At 60.7% G+C, this 20,536-nt stretch carries 17 protein-coding genes; 7 read left to right on the forward strand and 10 right to left on the reverse strand.

Annotated elements, in window-relative coordinates; translation table 11 throughout:
• Nucleotides 1-119: 119 nt before the first annotated feature.
• Complete coding sequence (locus HDE79_RS13855; RefSeq protein ID WP_255484061.1) at nt 120-770, reverse strand: TetR/AcrR family transcriptional regulator; 651 nt, start codon at nt 768-770, stop codon at nt 120-122.
• Between the two features lie 291 nt (nt 771-1,061).
• Here HDE79_RS13855 and HDE79_RS13860 point away from each other — a divergent pair, with 291 nt between their 5' ends.
• Together HDE79_RS13860 and HDE79_RS13865 are read left to right on the forward strand one after the other, a co-directional pair.
• Nucleotides 1,062-1,721 carry a protein-L-isoaspartate O-methyltransferase gene (locus tag HDE79_RS13860; RefSeq protein ID WP_184602581.1) on the forward strand — a complete coding sequence of 220 codons (660 nt, stop codon included), beginning with the start codon at nt 1,062-1,064 and terminating at the stop codon, nt 1,719-1,721.
• A 34-nt stretch (nt 1,722-1,755) separates the two neighbouring features.
• Nucleotides 1,756-3,183 (forward strand): TolC family outer membrane protein, encoded by a 1,428-nt coding sequence (locus HDE79_RS13865; RefSeq protein ID WP_184602582.1) that lies wholly within the window; start codon nt 1,756-1,758, stop codon nt 3,181-3,183.
• 77 nt (nt 3,184-3,260) lie between these two features.
• On the opposite strand, the gene waaA is transcribed toward HDE79_RS13865, so the two are convergent.
• A complete protein-coding gene (gene waaA, locus HDE79_RS13870) occupies nt 3,261-4,526 on the reverse strand; it encodes a lipid IV(A) 3-deoxy-D-manno-octulosonic acid transferase (protein ID WP_184603021.1) in 1,266 nt (421 codons plus the stop codon).
• 106 nt (nt 4,527-4,632) lie between these two features.
• On the opposite strand from waaA, the gene lpxL reads away from it, so the two are divergent.
• From lpxL to HDE79_RS13885, 3 genes are all read left to right on the forward strand, one after another.
• Nucleotides 4,633-5,550, forward strand: a complete 918-nt coding sequence (lpxL, locus tag HDE79_RS13875; protein WP_255488419.1) for an LpxL/LpxP family Kdo(2)-lipid IV(A) lauroyl/palmitoleoyl acyltransferase — start codon at nt 4,633-4,635, stop codon at nt 5,548-5,550.
• 112 nt (nt 5,551-5,662) lie between these two features.
• Complete coding sequence (locus tag HDE79_RS13880; protein WP_255488420.1) at nt 5,663-6,409, forward strand: polysaccharide deacetylase family protein; 747 nt, start codon at nt 5,663-5,665, stop codon at nt 6,407-6,409.
• Nucleotides 6,406-7,530: a glycosyltransferase family 4 protein gene (locus tag HDE79_RS13885; protein ID WP_184602584.1), complete on the forward strand. Its 1,125-nt coding sequence runs from the start codon at nt 6,406-6,408 to the stop codon at nt 7,528-7,530. The genes HDE79_RS13880 and HDE79_RS13885 overlap by 4 nt, the downstream gene beginning before the upstream one ends.
• Before the next feature lie 16 nt (nt 7,531-7,546).
• Here HDE79_RS13885 and HDE79_RS13890 read toward each other — a convergent pair whose 3' ends face one another.
• The 6 genes from HDE79_RS13890 to HDE79_RS13915 all read right to left on the reverse strand — a co-directional run bounded on the left by HDE79_RS13890 (nt 7,547) and on the right by HDE79_RS13915 (nt 12,507).
• Nucleotides 7,547-8,320 carry a glycosyltransferase family 2 protein gene (locus tag HDE79_RS13890; RefSeq protein ID WP_184602585.1) on the reverse strand — a complete coding sequence of 258 codons (774 nt, stop codon included), beginning with the start codon at nt 8,318-8,320 and terminating at the stop codon, nt 7,547-7,549.
• Nucleotides 8,310-9,602 (reverse strand): O-antigen ligase family protein, encoded by a 1,293-nt coding sequence (locus HDE79_RS13895; protein WP_184602586.1) that lies wholly within the window; start codon nt 9,600-9,602, stop codon nt 8,310-8,312. Before HDE79_RS13895 ends, HDE79_RS13890 begins: the two co-directional genes overlap by 11 nt.
• Nucleotides 9,603-9,662: 60 nt before the next feature.
• Nucleotides 9,663-10,790 (reverse strand): glycosyltransferase, encoded by a 1,128-nt coding sequence (locus tag HDE79_RS13900; RefSeq protein ID WP_184603025.1) that lies wholly within the window; start codon nt 10,788-10,790, stop codon nt 9,663-9,665.
• A 78-nt stretch (nt 10,791-10,868) separates the two neighbouring features.
• Nucleotides 10,869-11,075, reverse strand: coding sequence for a zinc-finger domain-containing protein (locus HDE79_RS13905; RefSeq protein WP_184602587.1), 207 nt, complete (start codon nt 11,073-11,075; stop codon nt 10,869-10,871).
• A 132-nt stretch (nt 11,076-11,207) separates the two neighbouring features.
• Complete coding sequence (locus HDE79_RS13910; RefSeq protein WP_184602588.1) at nt 11,208-11,810, reverse strand: YceI family protein; 603 nt, start codon at nt 11,808-11,810, stop codon at nt 11,208-11,210.
• 103 nt (nt 11,811-11,913) lie between these two features.
• Entirely contained in the window at nt 11,914-12,507 is a 594-nt protein-coding gene (locus HDE79_RS13915; protein WP_184602589.1) for a malonic semialdehyde reductase, read from the reverse strand.
• 133 nt (nt 12,508-12,640) lie between these two features.
• Between HDE79_RS13915 and HDE79_RS13920 the strand changes: the two genes are divergently transcribed.
• On the forward strand, nt 12,641-13,618 hold the full coding sequence (locus tag HDE79_RS13920; RefSeq protein WP_184602590.1) for a mitochondrial fission ELM1 family protein: 978 nt from the start codon (nt 12,641-12,643) through the stop codon (nt 13,616-13,618).
• Nucleotides 13,619-13,672: 54 nt separating this feature from the next.
• Here HDE79_RS13920 and glnE read toward each other — a convergent pair whose 3' ends face one another.
• Nucleotides 13,673-16,516, reverse strand: a complete 2,844-nt coding sequence (glnE, locus tag HDE79_RS13925) for a bifunctional [glutamate--ammonia ligase]-adenylyl-L-tyrosine phosphorylase/[glutamate--ammonia-ligase] adenylyltransferase (protein ID WP_184602591.1) — start codon at nt 16,514-16,516, stop codon at nt 13,673-13,675.
• A gap of 201 nt (nt 16,517-16,717) precedes the next feature.
• Here glnE and HDE79_RS13930 point away from each other — a divergent pair, with 201 nt between their 5' ends.
• A complete protein-coding gene (locus tag HDE79_RS13930; RefSeq protein WP_184602592.1) occupies nt 16,718-18,619 on the forward strand; it encodes an LTA synthase family protein in 1,902 nt (633 codons plus the stop codon).
• A gap of 193 nt (nt 18,620-18,812) precedes the next feature.
• Here the strand turns inward: HDE79_RS13930 and groL are convergent, their stop codons facing one another.
• The gene (gene groL / locus HDE79_RS13935; RefSeq protein WP_184602593.1) at nt 18,813-20,462 is read right to left on the reverse strand and encodes a chaperonin GroEL; all 1,650 of its coding nucleotides are present in this window, start codon (nt 20,460-20,462) and stop codon (nt 18,813-18,815) included.
• Between the last annotated feature and the right edge of the window lie 74 nt (nt 20,463-20,536).

Below are 20,536 nucleotides of genomic sequence, written 5' to 3' on the forward strand. Positions count from 1 at the left end.
AAGGCGGCAGCGCCCTTTCTGTCGCCGGCGTGATGGCGGTGTTACAACTTAAGGTCAGGATGACCAGTAACACCTTGCTCCAAAGCGACTGTCACAAAGTGCCGGCAAATTACGTAATCTCAGCGAACGCGATAGGCACGCAAGAAAGTAACCACGCCAGCACGCGCCATGGTTTCGATTTCCGCCGCCGCAGTGTCCGGGCATTCATCGCAAGCGCACAGCCGGCGAAGCAGCAGGTCGCCCTTGATCAGCGAAATGAATTGAATGCTCGCCGTCTTGACGCACGGGATATCCAGGACACCATCGTCAACCGCATGCTGCAGCAGCTGCTCCATCAGGCGGTGAGTGCGCGCCGGGCCTTCTTCCCACAGCAGTTTGCCGTAGCGAGGATTGCCTTGCCGGCAGTCGCTGAGGATGGCGCGGAAGGTACCCACGCTTTCCTTTTCGCAGTCAATTTGCATGTGCGCGTGGGAAATTTTTTTCAGAGTTTCGCTGATATCGATGCGCGGGTCGTATGCATAAATCTCTTCCGGCAGCCAATCCTGCACGCGGGAGCGAATCACTTCGCGAAAAAGGTTGTCCTTGTCACCGAAATGGCTGTACACGGTGAGTTTGGACACGCCAGCATCCGCGGCGATCGCATCCATGCTGGTTCCGGCAAAGGCATTGCTAATGAACAACGCCTTCGCGGCGGCAAGAATCGCCGCACGCTTCTCCATGTCCTTCGGGCGGCCCGGCCCCTGAGGTCTGATTTGCGCGCTGATGCTCATGCCCGCACCTTCACAAATGATGATTCGAGCTTTATTATACGCAGCGGTTCAATTATTTTCCAAATGACCTGAGTGAAAGCGTTCATGAAGCTGTTGAAGGATTCGTTCAGCCTTCGAGCCACGAGCCACGAGCCATGTGACGGGCGTCAGTAGCTTGCGGTGACTTCCGGCACTTCGAAGGCTGTGACACAACCGGCAGGCTGTGACCTGTGTCTTGCCTGCATTGTCGGACTCGCGTTCGAACATTTATCCTTATTCCACCTCATTTGATCGGCACGGGACATAAGCAAGATGGCAATGAATTTCGATCAAGCGCGCTTGAACATGGTGGAAAACCAGGTACGTCCCTGGGAAGTGCTGGATGGCCGCGTGCTTGACGTGATCGGCAACGTGCATCGCGAAGATTTTGTTGCTGCGGCGCACCGCCAACTGGCATTCGCCGACCTCTGTCTACCGCTGGGACACGGCGAAGTGATGATGAAACCGGTGGTCGAAGGCCGCGTGCTGCAGGCGCTGGATTTACAGCCGACCGACCACGTGCTTGAAATTGGCACTGGTTCCGGCTTTCTTACCGCCTGCCTCGCCAGCTTGTCAGCCAAGGTCACCAGCGTGGACATCCATGCCGACTTCACCGTGGCCGCGACCAAGCGACTGCAAGACGCAGGTTTCACCAACACTAGTCTTGTTACGGGCGAAGCGGTTGACGGCTGGCAGCCGAACGAGCTGTTCGATGTGCTTGTGGTAACCGGCGCCGTCTCATCGATCCCGGCACGCTGGCTGACCTGGTTGAAGACCGATGCCCGCGCGCTGATTGTGCGCGGCCAATCGCCCGTGCAACACGCCACTTTGCTGACACACGAAGGCGCAGGTCGCTACCGTGAAGAAACGCTTTTTGAAACCGATCTGCCTTATCTGACCCATGCCGAACCGCTGAAGCGTTTCGTCTTTTGATCCTGCTCCCGACCGATTCCCCACGAGGCACTCCATGCGTTTGAAGCTGCTCACCTTGGCGTTGGCTCTCGCCGCCATTTCGCTGCCTAGTCACGGCGAGGATCTGCTGGACGCCTATCGTCAAGCACGTGCCAACGATCCTGTGCTGCAACAGGCTGACGCGACTAACCTATCGACTCGTGAAGGTGTACCCCAGGCTCGGGCTTTACTGCTGCCGCAGATATCGGCCAGCCTTGGACTTACCCAGTCGAGCGGTGGAAGCAGCAGTAGCTCGAGCAGTAGTGCATCGGATACTGACTATCTCTGCAATGGCATCGCTGCGGGAACCGGAACGTATACCTGCACCGGCCCATTCTCAGACAGCAGCGTTGGCGGCACCTCCAACAGTGGTCACGAGCGCGCGCGCAGTCTGTCCGGCCAGATCGACCAGGTCATATTCGATTTCAGCAAGATTGCCGACCTGAAGGCTGCCCACTCCACCGCAGATGCCGGGGAGCAGACCTACCAGTCCGCTGTACAAGACTTGTATGTGCGCGTCTCCACGGCTTATTTCGGCATATTGACTGACGAGGACGCGCTGACCTTCGCAAAGGCCAACGAAGACGCCTTTAAAAAGCAATACGATCAGGCGGATGCGCAGTACAAGGCAGGTATCGCGGCGATCACCGGCGCTTACCAGGCGAAAGCCGCCTATGAAGCCGCCAAGGCGCAAACCATTACCGCCCAGAACACCCTCAGCGATGCACGCGAGGCGCTGACCCAGATCACCGGCCAGCCGGTCGGCGATCTGAAGAAACTGCGCGATGATCTGCCGCTGGATCCGCCCGTACCCGCTGATCCCAACGCATGGGTGCAGGACGCGATTAAATACAACCCGAGCATATTGTCACAGCAGTACAGCGTCACGGCTGCCGAACACGACATCACTGCTGCACGGGCCGGCCACCTGCCGACCATCAATGCCACTGCGAGCCGATCGAAGACAACCGACTGGCTGCAAAATGGAAGCGCAGCGGCAATTTCCGGCAACGGTCGCTTCGGCAACACGATCGGCGTGACGCTGTCAGTACCGATTTTCTCCGGCGGTGCCGTGCAATCCCGCGTTCGCCAGTCCATCTACGAGCGTGACGCCGCGCAGGATTCACTGGAGTCAGAGCGCCGGCTGGTGGTTCGGACTACGCTGAACTACTACCGCTCCGTACTGGCCGACATCGAAGAAGTTCGATCGGGCAAGTCCGCCGTGGAATCCGGGCAAAAGGCGTTGGACGCCACCCGCGCCGGATTCAACGTCGGCACGCAAACCATCATCGACGTATTGAATGCCATCCAGACACTGACGTCAGCACAAAATAACTATTCGCAGGCGCGGCATCAGTTTGTTTTGGACAAACTGAATCTGAGGTACTCCACTGGCAGGGTCGAGTACAAGGACATCGAGGCGGCCAACGTGCTCTTGCAGTAAAAGCTGCTACGTCAGCTGTAAAAAACGGGCCGCACGGCCCGTTTTTTTTGCCTGAGGCTGCAACTACTTTCTGGCAACTACTCCTGCAACAACGTGTCGATCATCTGCATGATTCGGTGCACCGCACCGCGCTCGCGATCAAAAACCTTTTGCGCCGATTGTCCCATCCGTTCGCGTTTGGCCGGATCCAGAAGTAATGCGAGTACGTCTGGCCCGAGCGCTTCATTGCTTGCCACGCGCTCCGCACCGCCCTGCTGCATCAGGCTGAGCGTGATCTCTTCAAAATTGAACGTGTACGGCCCCACCAGCACCGGTATCGACAATGCCGCGGGCTCCAGCACATTGTGTCCACCAATAGGCACCAGGCTACCGCCGACGAAAGCAACTTCGGAGGCCGCAAAGAACGGCATCAGCCGCCCCATCGCGTCGATCACGAATACCTGATGCATCGGCAACGGCAAACCGTCGACGCTGTAACTGGCCACCGTGAAACCCAGGCTGCGCACGGACTGCTCGACCATGCGGAATCGCTCCGGATGGCGCGGCGCCAGCAACAGCAGCGCATCGGGCAACCGCTTGAGTACCTCAAGGTGCGCCTGCAGGATGGCCAGCTCCTCGCCTTCATGGGTGCTGGCCGCCATCCACACCGGCCGCCGCGCACCCCAGTGTTCGCGCATCGCCGCGCCGTCACTCACGGCACCGCAGGGTATCGGCATGTCGAACTTCATATTGCCCGTGACCACCATCTGCCGCGGATCCGCACCCAGCAGTCGATAGCGAGCGGCATCGGTGCGTGACTGCGCAGCAATCTGCCTAACGCAGCGCAATGATGAACGCACCAGACTGCGCATCGGCTTGTAGCCACGCAGTGAGCGCTCCGACAACCGCGCGTTGACGATCATCAGCGGTATGCCGCGTTTGCGACACGCAAAGTAAAGGTTTGGCCAAATTTCGGTTTCCACGATCAGCGCAAGCTGTGGCCGCACGCGCTGCATGAAACGGTTCACCGAAAACGGCAGGTCATACGGCAGATAGACATGGAACACGCTATCGCCAAACAGCTGATGGACTCGGGCAGTACCCGTGGGGGTCACCGTCGTAATCACCAACGGTGCGTTTGGATAATCTCTTTGCAACGCCTTGATCAAAGGTTCGGCTGCGTTGACCTCACCCACCGATACGGCATGGATCCAAAGGCTGCCGCTGCCCCCCGGCGCCTCGAAGAAGCCAAAGCGCTCCGGCCAGCGCCGGTGATAGGGACGCGAACGCACGCCACGTGCCAGAAGCCGCAGCACCAGAAGTGGCGTAGCCAGGTACATCGCGATGGTGTACAGAAAGCGCAGCAAGGTATTTCACCCATCGGCCGATAAATCAACGTTCGAGTATAACGACAGCAAACCAACCAAGCCGGATCGAGGGCCGCCCGCTACAATGCGAACGATGCCCGGCATGCCCCGACCCGTTTTTACCCGCTCATTACTTGCACCGCGCCACTGGGCCACCTGGCTTGGCCTTGGTGTGGTCTGGTTGATCGCACAGTTGCCGTATGCAGCGCTGCTTTGGCTGGGTCGACGTCTGGGCGGGCTGATATTGCGGGTACCTTCGGCACGACGAGACATCGCCGAAACCAATATCGCGCTCTGTTTTCCGGAGCTGGATAAGGCCGCGCGCCGCAAACTAGTCGACAGCAACCTGCGCGACCTTGGTCTGATGCTGGTTGAGTTTGCGCTTGGCTGGATGGGTAGCGAGAAAAAGATCGCAAGCATTCCCATCGTCATCGAGGGATTGGAACATCTGGAACAGGCTCGCACCAACGGCCAGGGAGTATTGCTGGTCGGTGGCCACTTTTCACACCTGGAACTGTGCGCGCGACTGGTCTCCCAGCGCATACGCATTTCTGGCATGTACCGAAAAATGGATTCGACTATCTTCGAATGGGCGGTACTGCGTGCCCGACTCGATTACGCCACCACGATGTTCGACAAGGATGATTTACGCGGCACAGTGAAATACCTGCGCAGCGGTGGCACGGTCTGGTACGCACCCGATCAGGACATGCGCAGCAAGGACAGTGTGTTTGTGCCGTTCTTCGGCATACCTGCGGCCACCATTACCGCGACCCATCATCTGGCACGTATGTCTGGTGCCGTGGTGATTCCCTTCTTTCATCGGCGGCTACCGAATAATGGGGGCTACGTCCTGCGTCTTGGGGCTGCGCTGGATAACTTCCCGAGTACCGATGCCCTGTCCGACACGGCACGGGTGAATGGCTGCATCGAACAAATGGTGCGCGAGGCACCCGAGCAGTATCTGTGGGCGCACAAGCGCTTCAAGAGTCGACCTGAAGGGCAGCCAACGATCTATTGATTCGCGACAGATTGGCGACAGGAAGCCGCTCGAGAATCGCGCATCGCCTGGAACAACCCCGCCAAATAACGGCAAACGCACAGCCAGGCTGCTCAAGGAAGACCGCCTGCCCATGACTCAAACAGCTACGCCACGCACCGCGGCCATCCCGATCCTGATGTATCACAACATCGCGTCGGCGCCACGCGACCTGAAGGTCTACCGCAGCCTGTACGTCAGTCCGGGGGCGTTCGCGCGGCAAATGTGGCTGTTGCATCGATGCGGATATACCGGGCTGTCAGTAACGGCGGCCGAACCGTATCTGCGCGGCGAAAAGAGCGGGCGGATAGCCGTGATCACGCTGGACGATGGTTATGCGGACAACGTGCAGTCGGCCATGCCCGTGCTTCAGAAGTACGGTTTCAGCGCCACGTGCTACGTCGTCAGCGGCCAGATCGGTCGATACAACAGCTGGGACGATCAGCGCCTGGGTATCCAGAAGCGCCTGATGACCACCAAGCAACTGCGCGAGTGGCAGGACGGCGGCATGGAGGTCGGTGCGCACACACGCTCGCATCCGCGACTCACCCAATGCGATGAAGCCCAGCTGCGCAGTGAAATACAAGGCTGCAAGGGTGAGCTGGAGGACAGCCTCGGCAACGAGGTGACCCAGTTCTGCTATCCCTATGGTGACGAGAACGAACGCGTGGTCGCAGCGACACGCGAAGCCGGCTTCAGCGCGGCGACCACCACGCACCGCGGCCGCGCCGTTGTCGGCGACGACCTCTGGCGGCTGCCGCGCATGCAGATCGCCCGGCACCATCTGCTGCCGCAATTCGCCATGAAGGTATTTTCCGGCTACGAGGATAGACGGCGATGAAATTCCTGTTCGTCGGCACCAATCCGGAACACACCGGAGCGGCTACCCATTTCGTGGCTCTGGCACAGGCCATGGCGGGAGCCGGCCACGACGTCAGCGCCATCGTCTATCCGGACGGCCTGATTTCGCACGGTCTTGCGCAATCCAATGTACGCCTGCACCACGCCAAGTTCCGCAACATCTTCGATCTGCGCGGTTACCGCGCCGTGTTTGCGGCCGCAAAGCAGCAGCGACCGGACTGGCTCGTCGGCAATTTTGGCAAGGAGTACTGGCCGCTGATCCTTTGCGGCTGGCTGCTCGGGGTGAAAGTGGCACTGTTTCGACATCGCACCCCAGCCATGAGCCGTGTCTCGGGCTATTTTCTGCCGCGACTGGCGGATCGGTTTTTCGCCGTTTCGAAATATGCGAGGCAGGCTTACCTCGACAGCGGCATTCCCGCCCAACTGGTGCAGATCCTGTACAACCCGGTCAACATGGATGTGTACAAGCCAGATACCGATCAACGCACCCGTGTCCGACGTGAACTCGACATTCCCGATGAAGCGATCGTGGTTGGCTACTTTGGCCGCATGAGCGATGGCAAAGGTATCTTTACACTGCTCGAGGCCGCCAGCTCAGCGATGCGCGACGAGCCAAAGCTACATTGCCTTTGGGTCGGTGACGGCCCTGATTCGGCACTTCTGCGTGAGCGCATCGCGCTCAATCCCGGCACGGCTCATCGACACCACTTCACTGGGTGGAAGGAGGATGTGCATGCCTACTACAACGCCATTTCCATGCTGGCATTCCCATCAAAACTGCCAGAAACCTTTGGGCGCGTGGCGGTAGAAGCGCAGGCCAGCGGCGTGCCGGTATTGGGAAGCGATATTGGCGGCGTGCCCGAGACCATGTCGCATGGCACTACTGGATGGCTGCTGCCGCCGACTGACGTACAGGCGTGGAAAGATTCCATCTTGCGATTGAGCGATCCGGACAGTCAGCTGAAAATGCGTTCTGCTTCGCGTGATTTCATCGCTGATAATTTCGGTGCAATCGTGATCGCCGAAGCGTTCTCAAAACTACTGACTACCGAGGTAGTGAGATCCGGCGCGCGTGAAAACAGAGCGACCGCGCCGCTCTGAATTGATTTGTACAAGTCTAATGTTTCGGCGTGCGCGATCGAGCGCTTTGCCGAGCCTCATGAAGTTTTGCGTACTTCAAGAACGCATAGAACGCACCCGTGACGCTGGCGATGAAGCCAGCCCAGCCGTTGAGAAAATAACGTTTTCCCACGTACTGGCGCAGGAAAAACAACGGCGGATAAGCCACCATGCGAATCCCCGTAAACCGCTGCCGCTTGCGTAGTTTGTACGCCACCATGCCGGTGGTGTAGCGGTTGATTTTTTCGACGCGAGTGGCAATGTCGCCATCGCCATTATTGACGAAGTCTGCCTTGTACAAGGTTTTTACCGGGCCCCTGACTTCAACCGCTGAATGGACCTCGACATCATTCATGCCGCCTCGGCGGCGATCGAATAAACGCAGGTGGCCGTTACGCCAACTCAAGCGGTGTTGCACAGTCCAGAACATGCGTTCCCGGCGCGGCAGGCGAAAGCCGGCATGGCGCGGGACAACCAGGGCCGCCTCGATCACCTCGCGCGTCCCAGGCGAAAGAATCTCGTCAGCGTCCAGATTGAGAATCCAGTCATGGCTGGCCATGTCATATGCCCGCTGCTTCTGCGGACCGTAGTCATCGAACGGATGCTCCGCCACACGCGCACCATGGCTTTTGGCGATGCTGATGGTGCCGTCAGTGGAACCCGAGTCGAAAACCACGATCTCCTCCGCCCAATCAACCTCGCGCAGACAGGCATCCAGCGTATCGGCGTTGTTGAACGTGATAACGACAACCGACAGAGGCTCACGCAGCACGGACATTCTCCATATCTGCATGGCTCTCGGCGATGGTCGGTTCGACAAACATCGCTGCGCACCACAGACCTAAAAGCCATCCGAACAGTAAACCCCACCATGCCGAATAGAAGGCCAAATGGGTATTCAATGGAAACAGCATCACGCCCAAGGCTACCGTCGCAGGGAACGCGCGCGAGCGCGCGCTAGATCCGACCCGTCGCCAGGCACGGAAAGCCAGAAAAGTCGCGGCCAACCAAAGCAGCAAACCGATAGCGCCAGTTTCGGTGAGTATTTCCAGTATCAGCTGGTGTGGATGACAGGCACCTTCACCATCACCGCATGCTTCAGCGACGACAAAATGGTCGTTAGCCGGCGCGTAGTGCGGATAGGCATAACGGAAGCCGCGCACACCCACACCGTTGATCGGATGCGCTGCAATCATCTCAGCACTGGCGTGCCAGATATCCAGCCGACCGCTGAGCGCGGTATCCACGGACTGGCTGTTTCCGCGCAATGCAAGCATGGTCAGATCCATGCGGTCGTGGAAGCGTCCGGAAGTTTTCCATGCGAGGCCGGCCGCGAGCGCCAACACGATGACGCCGATCGCGCAGAATCCGATAAATCGCCCCGGTGTTCTTGCCTCGCGCCAGACAAACGCCAACGCCACCAGGACGTAGCAAAGCCACGCCGCGCGTGAACCCGCCAATAGCACCGGACCCAGCAGAAAGCCGAAAGCAAGCAGCAAGCCTGGCAAACCCCATCGGCGCGACGCAGCCCACAACGCGAACGGGGAGAGCACCGCCAGCGTTGGACCCAGCTTGAGATTGGTGGCGCCAAAAATGCCGGAGATGCGCTCGGCCTGGGCGTGTCCGCCCAGGCTCCACCCAGTCAGCGCCTGAACCCAGGCGTCGGCCGCCCAAACAGCCAGTACCAGCGCGATGCCGTCGTAGAGCGCCTGCAACTTGTCTTCTCGCCGAATCGCAAAGCACGCATACAGCCCCAACGGTACATAACGCAAAATCGCCGCTACGGTACCCCAACTTTTACCGGGAACGATGGAATCAAAGGTGGACAGCAGTGCTGCTCCCACATAGGCGGCCAGCAGCCACAGCAGCAATTGCGCGCCGGCATGTTCCTGCAGCGCCCGAGGATACCGCGCGAACAGCAGGATCACGCCGAGCAGGCATAGAACCGTTCCCAGCTCCGAACTGCGACCAAACGGCAATAGAGCGACCACCAGCCAGAACGGCAATAGCGGCGAACGCAATACAGCCTTAAGCGAGGAGCCAATGGAGATCATGCAGCCGCCGCGACGAATACGATTCCGCATTGTAGGCGAGCGAAGGTTCGCGAGCCGAACTCAGCTACTGGTGACTTGTGCGTACAGCGCCAGTGTGGCCTCTTGCATATCAACCAGGCGGTAGCTTTGCAGCGGTGGAATCGGAGGCGCCACCCGAAGCAGTTCCGCCGCCCGATCCACCAGTCGCTCGCGATCACCGGGTGGCACGCGACCGGCCGGATAGAGTTCCGCCAGCAGTTCACCGACGCCGCCGTGTGCGTAGCCCAGCACTGGCCGGCACAACGACAACGCCTCGATGACCGTGCGACCGAACGACTCGGGTTTGTTTGACAGCTGCAGCACCAGCGTAGATACGGCATAAATGTCACGAACGTCACTCCGCGACGGCGTAAGTACGACTTGCGAGGTGATACCGCGCACGCGGATCAGCTCCTGCAACTCCGCCAGATAGGCTTCCCGACCCGGCTCAACCACACCAAGCAACAGCAGGCGTGCCTCGATACCACGGCGCTTGAGATCGGCGATCAGCTCGATCGCATCATGATGGCCTTTCAAGCGCGTACCGCGGGCGGGAAGCGTCAATAGCGGTGCTCCGGCCAGCGCCGGGTACTCGGCAAAAAACGCTTTCGTCCACGCATCATCCGGTCGATGACCGTAGGGAAACGCCGCTGGATCGATTCCACGCGGAATCACCCGCACCCTGCTCGACTCCAGCCAGCGATAATGACTCAGCACGTAATCACGCAGCGTTTGGGAGACCGCAATCACTTTTTCGCCGCGCAGCAGAATCGCGCTGTAGCGACCGGGCGAGTTGAGGCCATGCACGGTAGTGATGAAATGAGGCCGTGGCGTCAGGCTCTTGATGGCCCACCAACCCAGCCACGCCGGCAGCCGCGAGCGGGCATGAACGATGTCGGGCTTGATCTCGCGGAGCAACTTTCGCAAGGTCCCCAAGCGGCCCAACGTACTCAGTGACTTGCGTGCAACATCCAGCGTGATGTGCTCGCTGCCCTCAGCCTGCAGCTGCTCGACCATGCGGCCACCGGCCGAGACCACGACCGAACGATGACCAGCCTGCACCAGTGCACGTGCGATTTCCAGGGTCGAACGCTCCGCCCCACCCGCGTGCAACCGGGGAATCAGTTGAACGACGGTCAACAGTTTCGTGGGTGCGGCAGCGCTGGACATGAACTCTGGGCTGATGGCTTTCATCCGTTATGTGAAGCAAAAACAGTGCCGTCAGGTGCCGCCGAGTAATGCAGGCGATCAGTCGCGCAGCACGTATCTGGCGCCACAGTAGGCGCAGACAGACTCTCCGTCGTCACCGACGATAGGCAGATAGACCTTCGGATGCGAATTCCACAATTCCATGCCAGGCATGGGACATGACAGCGGCAGGTCCGCGCGCGTCACTTCGTAACGATTTTCGGCATTTGCCGGCACCAGCGGCACGGCAGAAACAGGGCGCGACATGGAAGGGCTCCGAGCAATAAGGCTAATGGGCGCATGGTAACAGGCTGCAACGCTCCTGCCGGAGGCGGCCGCACAGCAGGCATGAAAAACCCGCACTGTCGCCAGCGCGGGTTTTCGGGTCAGCTGCTCTGCTTACTTGGCGGCGGCAGCGTCGGTTTTTGGCACCGAGCCCTCGGTCGTGATGTGAATCTTGATCTCGTCGCTGACGTTCGGCACATACGCGCCCACGCCGAAGTCCGAACGCTTCAGGCTGCCGGTGGCATCGAAACCGATCGACTGCGCCTTGGTCATCGGGTGTACGCCGCTCTTGTTGAGCTTGGCGTCCAGCACCACGGACTTGGTCACGCCGTGTACCGTCAGATCACCGGTGACCTTGAACTTGTCGCCGCCCAGCGGCTGCACCTTGGTGCTCTTGAACGTCACGGTCGGGTACTTGCTGGCATCGAAGAAATCCGGCTCCTTCAGGTGCGTGTCGAGGGCGCTGACATGCGTGTCGAGATTGGCCAGCGGCAGGGTCACTTCGACCGTGGACTTGGACGGCTGCTTGTCATCGAACACCAAGCTGCCGCTGCCCAGCGACAGGTTGGCGGTCGGGTTGGAAAACCCGAAATGGTTCCAGGTAAACAGCACCATCGTATGGCCAGGGTCGAGCTGATAGGTAACCGGCGCGGCCTGCACCGACGACACAGCAGCGCCGAGCAAACCGGCAATGGCGAGAAAACGAAGTGCGCGCATGGTGAATCTCCGTGGGAGTGATGTGAGGACGAGCGAGGTTAAAACGATATGTTCAACGACAGGAGCTGACGATCCCTTGCGGCAATCGAGTGAAACTACCCAATCAGGCGATCGTGCACGCTTCATCAAACGTGAGTCGAGGGCTGCGGGCAAACAGGTTACGGCTGGCGTCGCCGTAACCGATATTGATCAGGAAGTTCGATTTGATCGGCGTACCCGCAAAAAAGGCCGCATCGACGCCGGCCTGGTCGTAACCCGACATGGCACCGCAGTCCAGACCCAGCGAACGCGCTGCCAGCAGCAGATACGCGCCCTGCAAACTGGAATTGCGGAATGCCGTGGCGTCGATCATCGCCTGGTTGCCGACGAACCAGCTGCGCGCATCGGCATGCGGGAAGAGCTTCGGCAGTTTTTCATAGAACGTCTGGTCGCTGCCGATGATGGCCGTCACCGGCGCTTCCAGCGTCTTGGCCCGATTGGCTTCGGACAGGAACGGTGCCAGCTTTTCCTTGGCCTCTTTCGACTTCACGAACACCACGCGCATGGGCGAACAGTTCGCGCTGGTCGGGGCGAACTTGGTCAGGTCATACAACTGATGCAGTTGCTCGTCGCTGACACTCTTGGGCAGCCATGCGTTGAATGTGCGGGCCTCGCGGAACAACTGGTCGAGGGCGGCCTCGGAAAGCGTCTGGCTCATCGGTATCCTCTGCGGTAATAGCGCGCCGTCGCGGCGCGGTAGATGTTCAGTGTATATGTGTGCCGTTACCAACAGATCATGGGCTTGAGGAACGTACTGTGCTCTCAGGGGAAACAATGCCGCGCCGCCGACCATGCTGAAACTGCGCGGCGAATGCTGGGCAATTACCGACAGCGCGGCTGGCAACCAGCGTCAGGCCTTGGCGCTGGCCGAGCGACTTGGCCTGCCGGTGCGGCATCTGGTACTGGAACCTCGGGCGCCCTGGTCGTGGTTGGCGCCGAGGCTTTCCATCGGTGGCCCTCTGGCGCTGCATCCAGACCAGCGCAGGCTGTTTGAGCCGCCATGGCCCAGCGTGGCGATCGGCTGCGGTCGCGCGGCAGCATTGTTCACCCGGCAACTGCGCAGCCTTTCGCGCGGCCGGTGCTACACCGTGCAGATCCTCGATCCGCGGATCGGTCCTCCCCATTGGGATACCGTGATTGCGCCACTGCACGATCAGCTCAGCGCCACCAATGTATTGACGCCGCTGGGCTCACTCAACACCATCGATGACAGCTGGCTGGCAGACGGCCGCGACTCCTGCCCCGCACTAGCCGAATTGCCTCAGCCGCGCGTTGGCGTGCTGCTGGGCGGTCCGCGCAAAGGCATTACCCTGGATGCCGACTACGCCCGCCAACTGGCCCATCATCTGCTCGAGCGGTATCAGCGGGACGGCGGCAGCCTTTTGGTACTGGCCTCGCGACGCACCCCGCCGGCACTGATCGACATCTTCAGCCAGGCGTTTCGAGCCGTGCCCGGCCTGATCTGGGCCGGGCCTGACGACGGCACCAATCCCTATCCCGGCGTGCTCGGCTGGGCCGACCGTCTGGTGGTCACACCCGACTCGGTAAACATGCTCAGCGAGGCATGCGCGGTGGGCTGTCCTGTGCACACCTTCACCCTTGCCGCTTTACCGGCACGGATCGAACGTTTTCATGCAGGCTTGCGCGATGCAGGCCTGCTACACGATATCGATGCCGGTGCACCTACGTTACAGCTGCCGTTGCGCGAGACTTCTGCTTTGGCCGACGAACTGTGCAGGCGTATCCGGGCACGACAGGCGTTGTCATGACGTCTCGGCACTCAATGTTTCACACGCGAAGCGACTATCTCAACGAAGCTCACTTCAGTCGAACCTGAAACCCAACATGTCCGCTACTTCCCGCACACCGGCACACACTTGCTGCAAGTCGGCATCGCGCGGCGCAAGCCGCGGGCGCAGATCCATCGTGCAGGTGAGCGAACGCTGCAGCAGGTCGGCGTGGGCAACGATCAGGATCGCCGCCTGATTGGCATCAAGCAATCCCGCGGCACGGCAGGCCTCGATCATGCCGGCATTGGCGGTGACATCCAGCAGCTCGGGATGCTGCGAAGCATTCGCCAGCACCAGCCCCTGCAGCAGAAATTCGATGTCGAGCAAACCACCGTGTCCCTGTTTTAGATCAAGCTGGCGCTTGTCCGAGCGATCACGTTCGGCGCGCCAGCGCTGGCGCATGCTGCTGACTTCGGTGAGCACCGTCGCGCGGTCGCGTGGCGCCGAGAGAATGTCGCAACGCACCTCGGCCAGATCCGCGTTGAGTGCCGCATCGCCCGCTACCGGCCGCGCACGCAGGAGCGCCTGGTGCTCCCACGTCCATGCGCGACTTTTTTGGTACGCAGTAAACGTATCCAGACTGCTGACCAACAAACCCTTGGAACCATCCGGGCGCAGCCGCGCATCGACTTCGTAAAGACGACCGGCGCGGGTCAACACAGTGAGCCAGTTCAGCACGCGCTGAGCCAGCCGCTGATACCAACGCACACCCTCCAGCGGGCGGTCGCCATCGCTCATCACCCGCGCGCGGTGGCTGTCGTAGACGAACACTAGATCCAGATCCGACGCAAAGCCCAGCTCCTTGCCGCCCATACTGCCGTAGCCGAGTACGGCAAAACCCGAGCCTGTGCCCGGCAGACGACCATGCTGTGCGATAAGTTCGCGCTCGGACAGTGCGGTGACGGCAATGACCACCGATTCGGCGAGCGTAGCCAGCCGTCGTGCCGTGGCGACGGCATCGACGCGGCCATCGTTGAAAGCCAGCCCTAGCCGGAACGCCGTGGATGCCTTGAACTCGTTGATGCGTTCGAGCTCGGCCTCGGCTTCACGCTCGTCCAGCGTGGTCAGCACGCGGGTGATTTCGGCAACGATGTCGACGCGCTTGAACGGCAATTGATCGATGCGCGGATCGAGCACGTCATCCAGCAGCAGCGGCTGCGCGATCACGCGCTCCGCCAGAAACGCGCTGTCGGCAAACAGCTGCACCAGTCGCTTGCGCGCACCGGGCTGCTCTTCCAGCAAGGCCAGATAGGACGAGCGCCGCGCCACCGCCTGCATCAATCGGCACAGGCGCAACAGGCACGGTACCGGCGCGACACTGAGTCGCGCGGCGTCGAGCAACTGCGGCATCAGATGATCGAGCTGCTCGCGCGAACGCACGGACATCGAACGCACGGCGGCGGCCTGCGGCAGCTTCAACAGGGCATCGGCCAGTTCGCCACCGGGCAAGAAGCCGGAAGCTTCAAGCGCGCCGGCGTCGAGCGACTCGTCGCACGCCTTTTGCCACAACACCCGGTCCGCCACCGGCACGATGGCAGCACGCCCTCCCTTAGGCATAAGCACGGCGGCGAATTCTTCGCTGACGTTACTGCGGTGCACGGCCAACGCAGCATCGAGCGCCTCCCAGTCGGGATAGTCGAGACTCAGCGCGATGCGCTCGCGACTGAGTGCATCTTCGGGGATATCGTGGGTCTGCGCATCGCGCAGCATCTGCACGTGGTTTTCAACCTTGCGCAGCAAGATGTACGCATCGCGCAACAGGTAGGCGCGGGCTGTGCCGATATGCCCACGCGCCTCGCATTCGGCCAGTGCAGGCAACAGGCCGCGCACGCGCAGGCTCGGTTCGCGGCCAGCGCGGATCAGCTGGGTCAGCTGCACTATGAACTCGATCTCGCGGATGCCGCCAGGGCCTAGCTTGAGGTTATCGACCAGATCCTTGCGCACCACCTCGGCATCGATCAGCGCCTTCATCTCGCGCAGGCCGGCAAACGCGGTGTAATCGAGGTATTTGCGATAGACAAACGGCCGCAACAGTTCCTCCAGCTGTTTGCCGGCCAGTCGATCACCGGCCACCGGACGCGCCTTGATCCAGGCATAACGCTCCCAGTCGCGGCCTTCGCTCTGGTAGTACTGCTCCATCGCACCGAACGAGAGCGCCAGCCGGCCAGCATTGCCGAACGGCCGCAGGCGCAGATCGACCCGCGCGCAGATGCCGTCCATGGTCGGCTCATTCAGCAGGCGCACCAGCTGGCGTCCAAGCCGCACGAAATACTCGCTGTTGTCGAGCGGGCGGGCGCCATCGCTCTGGCCGCCCTGCGGATAGGCCAGTACCAGATCAATGTCGGAGGAAAAATTCAGCTCGCTACCACCGAGCTTGCCAAAACCCACCACCACCATGCGCTGCAGTTCGCCGTCCAGATCGCGGCTGTAGCCGTAACGCGAGGCCAGCGCACGTTCGGACCACGCCAGCGCCACGCCGAGCAGAACTTCGTAGAGAACGCTGGTCGCCGACAGGGTCTCGGGCAGTTCATCCAGCCCATTGACGTCGCGAAAGACCAGCCGCAGCGCCTCGGCGTGGCGAAAACGGCGCAATACCTTGAGGCAGGTAGCTTCATCCTCCGGCAGTTTCAAATCCTCGACACGGGCGTCTGCCGCGCTGACGGAATGCAGGCGCTCCAGCCCCTGCGGCGACAGCAGCTCTGGCTGACGTGACCATACGTCGAAGGCAAAGTCGCTGGCCATCAGCGTGCGCCGGATGCGTTCGGCGGCGCCGTCATCGTGCTGCAAAGGCACGCTGGCAGCGCGACAGCGGGCGATCAGATCACTGTAACGATCGTCGATCAGTGCGCGAAGTACGGCAGATTCATGGGCTGGCATCGGGATATTGTGCCGCACGGAGCGAGGTTGCCGCCCTGAATGGCCGACGGCAGCTTAAGGGCTGCACCGTAAACCGCCGCCGTACCTGGACGTTTTACAGCCATGTGCGGGCGAGGTTTGCCTTTTCGCCACCCACACTGGGTTCATCTGGGCTCGATTACATTTCCGTGTCCAAACCATGTCAGCAAGCGCAGGACTGTCATGCCGTTGCATTCCCCCCAGTCGGTTCTTCAACCGCGCACGCTTGCGGTACGTGCGGCGCTGGTGCTTTTCATGGTGCTCGCGTTCGTCCTGCTGACCAGCCTGCTCGATGGTGGTCCAGGTGTAGCGCCGCTGCAAATCTTGCAGCAACCACGCTTTCCGCTGGCCAATGCATGGCCAGGCCTGCTGTTGGCTGGCGTACTGCTGGTGCTTACACGCCGACTCCTGTTGTCGTTCGGGCTGGCCTTTCTGCTGCAGGGCGTGTTTTATGCGGTGAATGCTTTGAAGGTGGAAAACCTTGGCACACCGCTGCTGCCTGCCGACTTCCGGATGGTGGGGCAATTGCGCAAAGGCGGTGCACATTTGCTGTTTGGCTATCTGCCGCATAGTCCTTGGCCGTATCTCGGACTGCTGCTCGCGGTGACGCTGGTCGTTGCGATGTGGCGCTTCGAGCCACCGCTATTCGCGCGTCGCACCGGCGGCAAACGGCTGCTGGCCGGTAGTGTGATGACTGCGCTGCTGGTGACCGTGCTGATGGGTATCTCGGCATGGGGGAAAATCTATAACGGCCGGGTGCTGTGGATGGAACCCTGGTCGGCATCGTCCACCAGCGTGCACTCGGGAATGATCAGCTCGCTGGTGATGTTTCAGCTGCAGAACAGCCGCAAACAGCAGAAGCCAGACCATGCCGCGGCGAGCCAGCTGATCGACCAGTCAGCTGCGGCCATGAAGCAGTACATGCAAATGCCACCTGCCGGACACGAACTACCCGATATCGTGGTGATTCAAAGCGAATCGTTTTTCGATCCAACCATCATGCGCGGCTATGAGCAGAGCCAGTTCACCCCGAACCTGAAGCGGCTGGCAGCGCACGGCAGCAGCGGTCCGCTGCATGTACCGACGTTCGGCGGCGGCACCATCCGGACCGAGTTCGAGATGTTGACCGGACTGTCGTTGCGCTACTTCGACAACCTGCAGTTTCCGTATCTGCAGATGAACAGCAAGACGGTGCCGAGTCTGGTGCGCACGCTCAACAACCACGGCTACGACACCATGGCGCTGCACGGCAACGATCCCACGTTCTGGAATCGCAGCACCGCCTTCAAGGCGCTGGGCTTCAATCGCTTTGTGTCGCAATCGTCGTTTCCTGCCAACGCGGCGATCGACGGCAAGTACATGGCTGACAGTGCAATGACCGACGAGATCATGGCGCAGATGAAGGACAGCGGACCGCCGCAATTCGTCTTCGCGATCAGCATCGAAGCACACGGCCCTTACGACGTCGAGCCGGTGCATGGCGACGAACGCGACGCCATCGCCGTGCCCAACGGCCTCGGCGATACCGACAAGCGTGAGCTGCAGAATTACATCTATCACATGCGCCACGCCGATGCCGAGCTGGGCCGGCTGGTGGCTTGGCTCGCCAAGCGCAATCGCCCGAGTCTCGTGCTGTTCTACGGCGATCATTTGCCCGGCTTGACCGACAGCTACCGCACCACCGGCTTTGTCGATGGCCAGGACATGCTGAGCGAGGCCGGTACGTGGTTGATGGTCGACCCGCACAATCTACTCGGCAAGCCGACGACGATGGAAACGGCTGCATGGCTGCTGCCCGGCAAACTGCTGGAACAGGCCGGCATCCATGATGACCCGTACTTCGCGCTGACCACACTGGTCGGTCCGCAGCTGGCAGCGCTGACCAAAGCTCCCGGTGCCGTGCTGACGGCAGAAGGCAATGACGAGCAGCGGATTGATCAGGCGATGTCCAGCGTCGAGCAACTGCGCATGAGCGGCAAGCTGGACGGCCTGCTGCCCAAAGTCGATACGAGCCAAACCAGTGGCATCGTGCGTGACGACACAGGATCGGCACCACCATCGGCTCCCGCGGCGCTGTTTCACTAAACGTAAGAGTGCAGCTCGCCGTTGGTTTGCGCTCTGGCCTGACGATCAACCCGAATCACGATGCCAAAAGCACCCAAAAGAAAACCCCGCCGAAGCGGGGTTTTCTTTGTTGCAAACGCTTTGGTAAGCAGTGCGGCCACGGATGGCCGCTTTTTGATTCTCGCAATCAGGGATGATTGCAAAAACAACTGACTTAGAAGTCCATACCACCCATGCCGCCCATGCCGCCGCCCTGACCACCGCCGTGACCATGGCCGTCGTCTTTCTTCGGCACTTCGGCAACGATCGCCTCGGTGGTGATCGCCAGACCGGCAACCGATGCAGCGTGCTGCAGAGCCGAACGAGTCACCTTGGTCGGATCCAGGATGCCCATCTCGACCATGTCGCCGTACTCGCCAGTGGCAGCGTTGTAACCGAAGTTACCCTTGCCTTCCTTGACGCGCTGGACGACAACCGACGGCTCTTCACCGGCGTTGGCAACGATGGCGCGCAGTGGCGATTCCAGCGCACGACGGGTGATCGCGATGCCCAGGTCCTGGTCCGGGTTGTCGCCCTTCAGGCCTTCAACAGCCTTCAGTGCGCGGATCAGTGCAACACCACCGCCGGGGACCACGCCTTCTTCGACAGCTGCGCGCGTGGCGTGCAGGGCGTCTTCAACGCGGGCCTTCTTCTCTTTCATTTCGATCTCGGTGCCAGCACCGACCTTGATCACGGCAACACCGCCGGCCAGCTTGGCCACGCGCTCTTGCAGCTTCTCGCGGTCATAGTCGGACGAGGTCTCTTCGATCTGCGCCTTGATCTGGCCGATGCGCGACTGAATCTTCTCGGCTTCACCGGCACCGTCGATGATCGTGGTGTTTTCCTTGGTGATGACGATGCGCTTGGCGCGACCCAGATCGGCGATCGTGGTCTTTTCCAGCGACAGGCCCACTTCCTCGGACACGACCTGACCGTTGGTCAGAACGGCGATGTCTTCCAGGATCGCCTTGCGACGATCACCGAAGCCCGGCGCCTTGACGGCGGCGACCTTGACGATGCCGCGGATCGTGTTGACGACCAGCGTGGCCAGGGCCTCGCCTTCGACTTCTTCGGCAACGATCAGCAGCGGCTTGCCGGCCTTGGCAACGGCTTCCAGCACCGGCAGCAGTTCGCGGACGTTGGACACTTTCTTGTCGTGGATCAGAATGTACGGGTCGTCCAGCTCAACCTGCTGCGAAGCCTGGTTGTTGATGAAGTACGGCGACAGGTAGCCGCGATCGAACTGCATGCCCTCGACGACGTCGAGTTCGTTCTCGAGGCCCGAACCTTCTTCAACCGTGATCACGCCTTCCTTGCCGACTTTCTTCATCGCGGTGGCAATGATGTCGCCAATGTTGGTGTCGGAGTTGGCCGAGATCGTACCGACCTGGGCAATTTCCTTGTCGTTCGCGGTCGGGTTGGAGAGCTTCTTGAGCTCGCCGACAGCGGCGATCACGGCTTTGTCGATACCGCGCTTCAGGTCCATCGGGTTGATGCCGGCGGCAACAGCCTTGAGACCTTCCTGGATGAACGCCTGTGCCAGCACGGTTGCGGTGGTGGTGCCGTCACCGGCGACGTCGGAGGTCTTGGAAGCGGCTTCCTTGACGATCTGCGCACCGAGGTTTTCGTACTTGTCGGCCAACTCGATCTCTTTCGCGACGGACACGCCGTCCTTGGTGATCGTCGGCGCGCCGAAGCTCTTCTCGAGCACGACGTTGCGGCCCTTGGGACCGAGGGTGACCTTGACCGCATTGGCCAGGGTGTTCACACCCTTCAGCATGCGGGCGCGGGCGTCTTCGCCAAAACGGACTTCTTTAGCTGCCATGATTTTTTTGCCTCAAAAAAATTAAATAAGGAAAGGTTTGTCGCTTGCGAAAGTCCAACAGAAAGGAGCCAAAG

The organism is Rhodanobacter sp. MP1X3, from assembly GCF_014207165.1.
In the GTDB taxonomy this organism is placed as follows: Bacteria; Pseudomonadota; Gammaproteobacteria; order Xanthomonadales; family Rhodanobacteraceae; genus Rhodanobacter.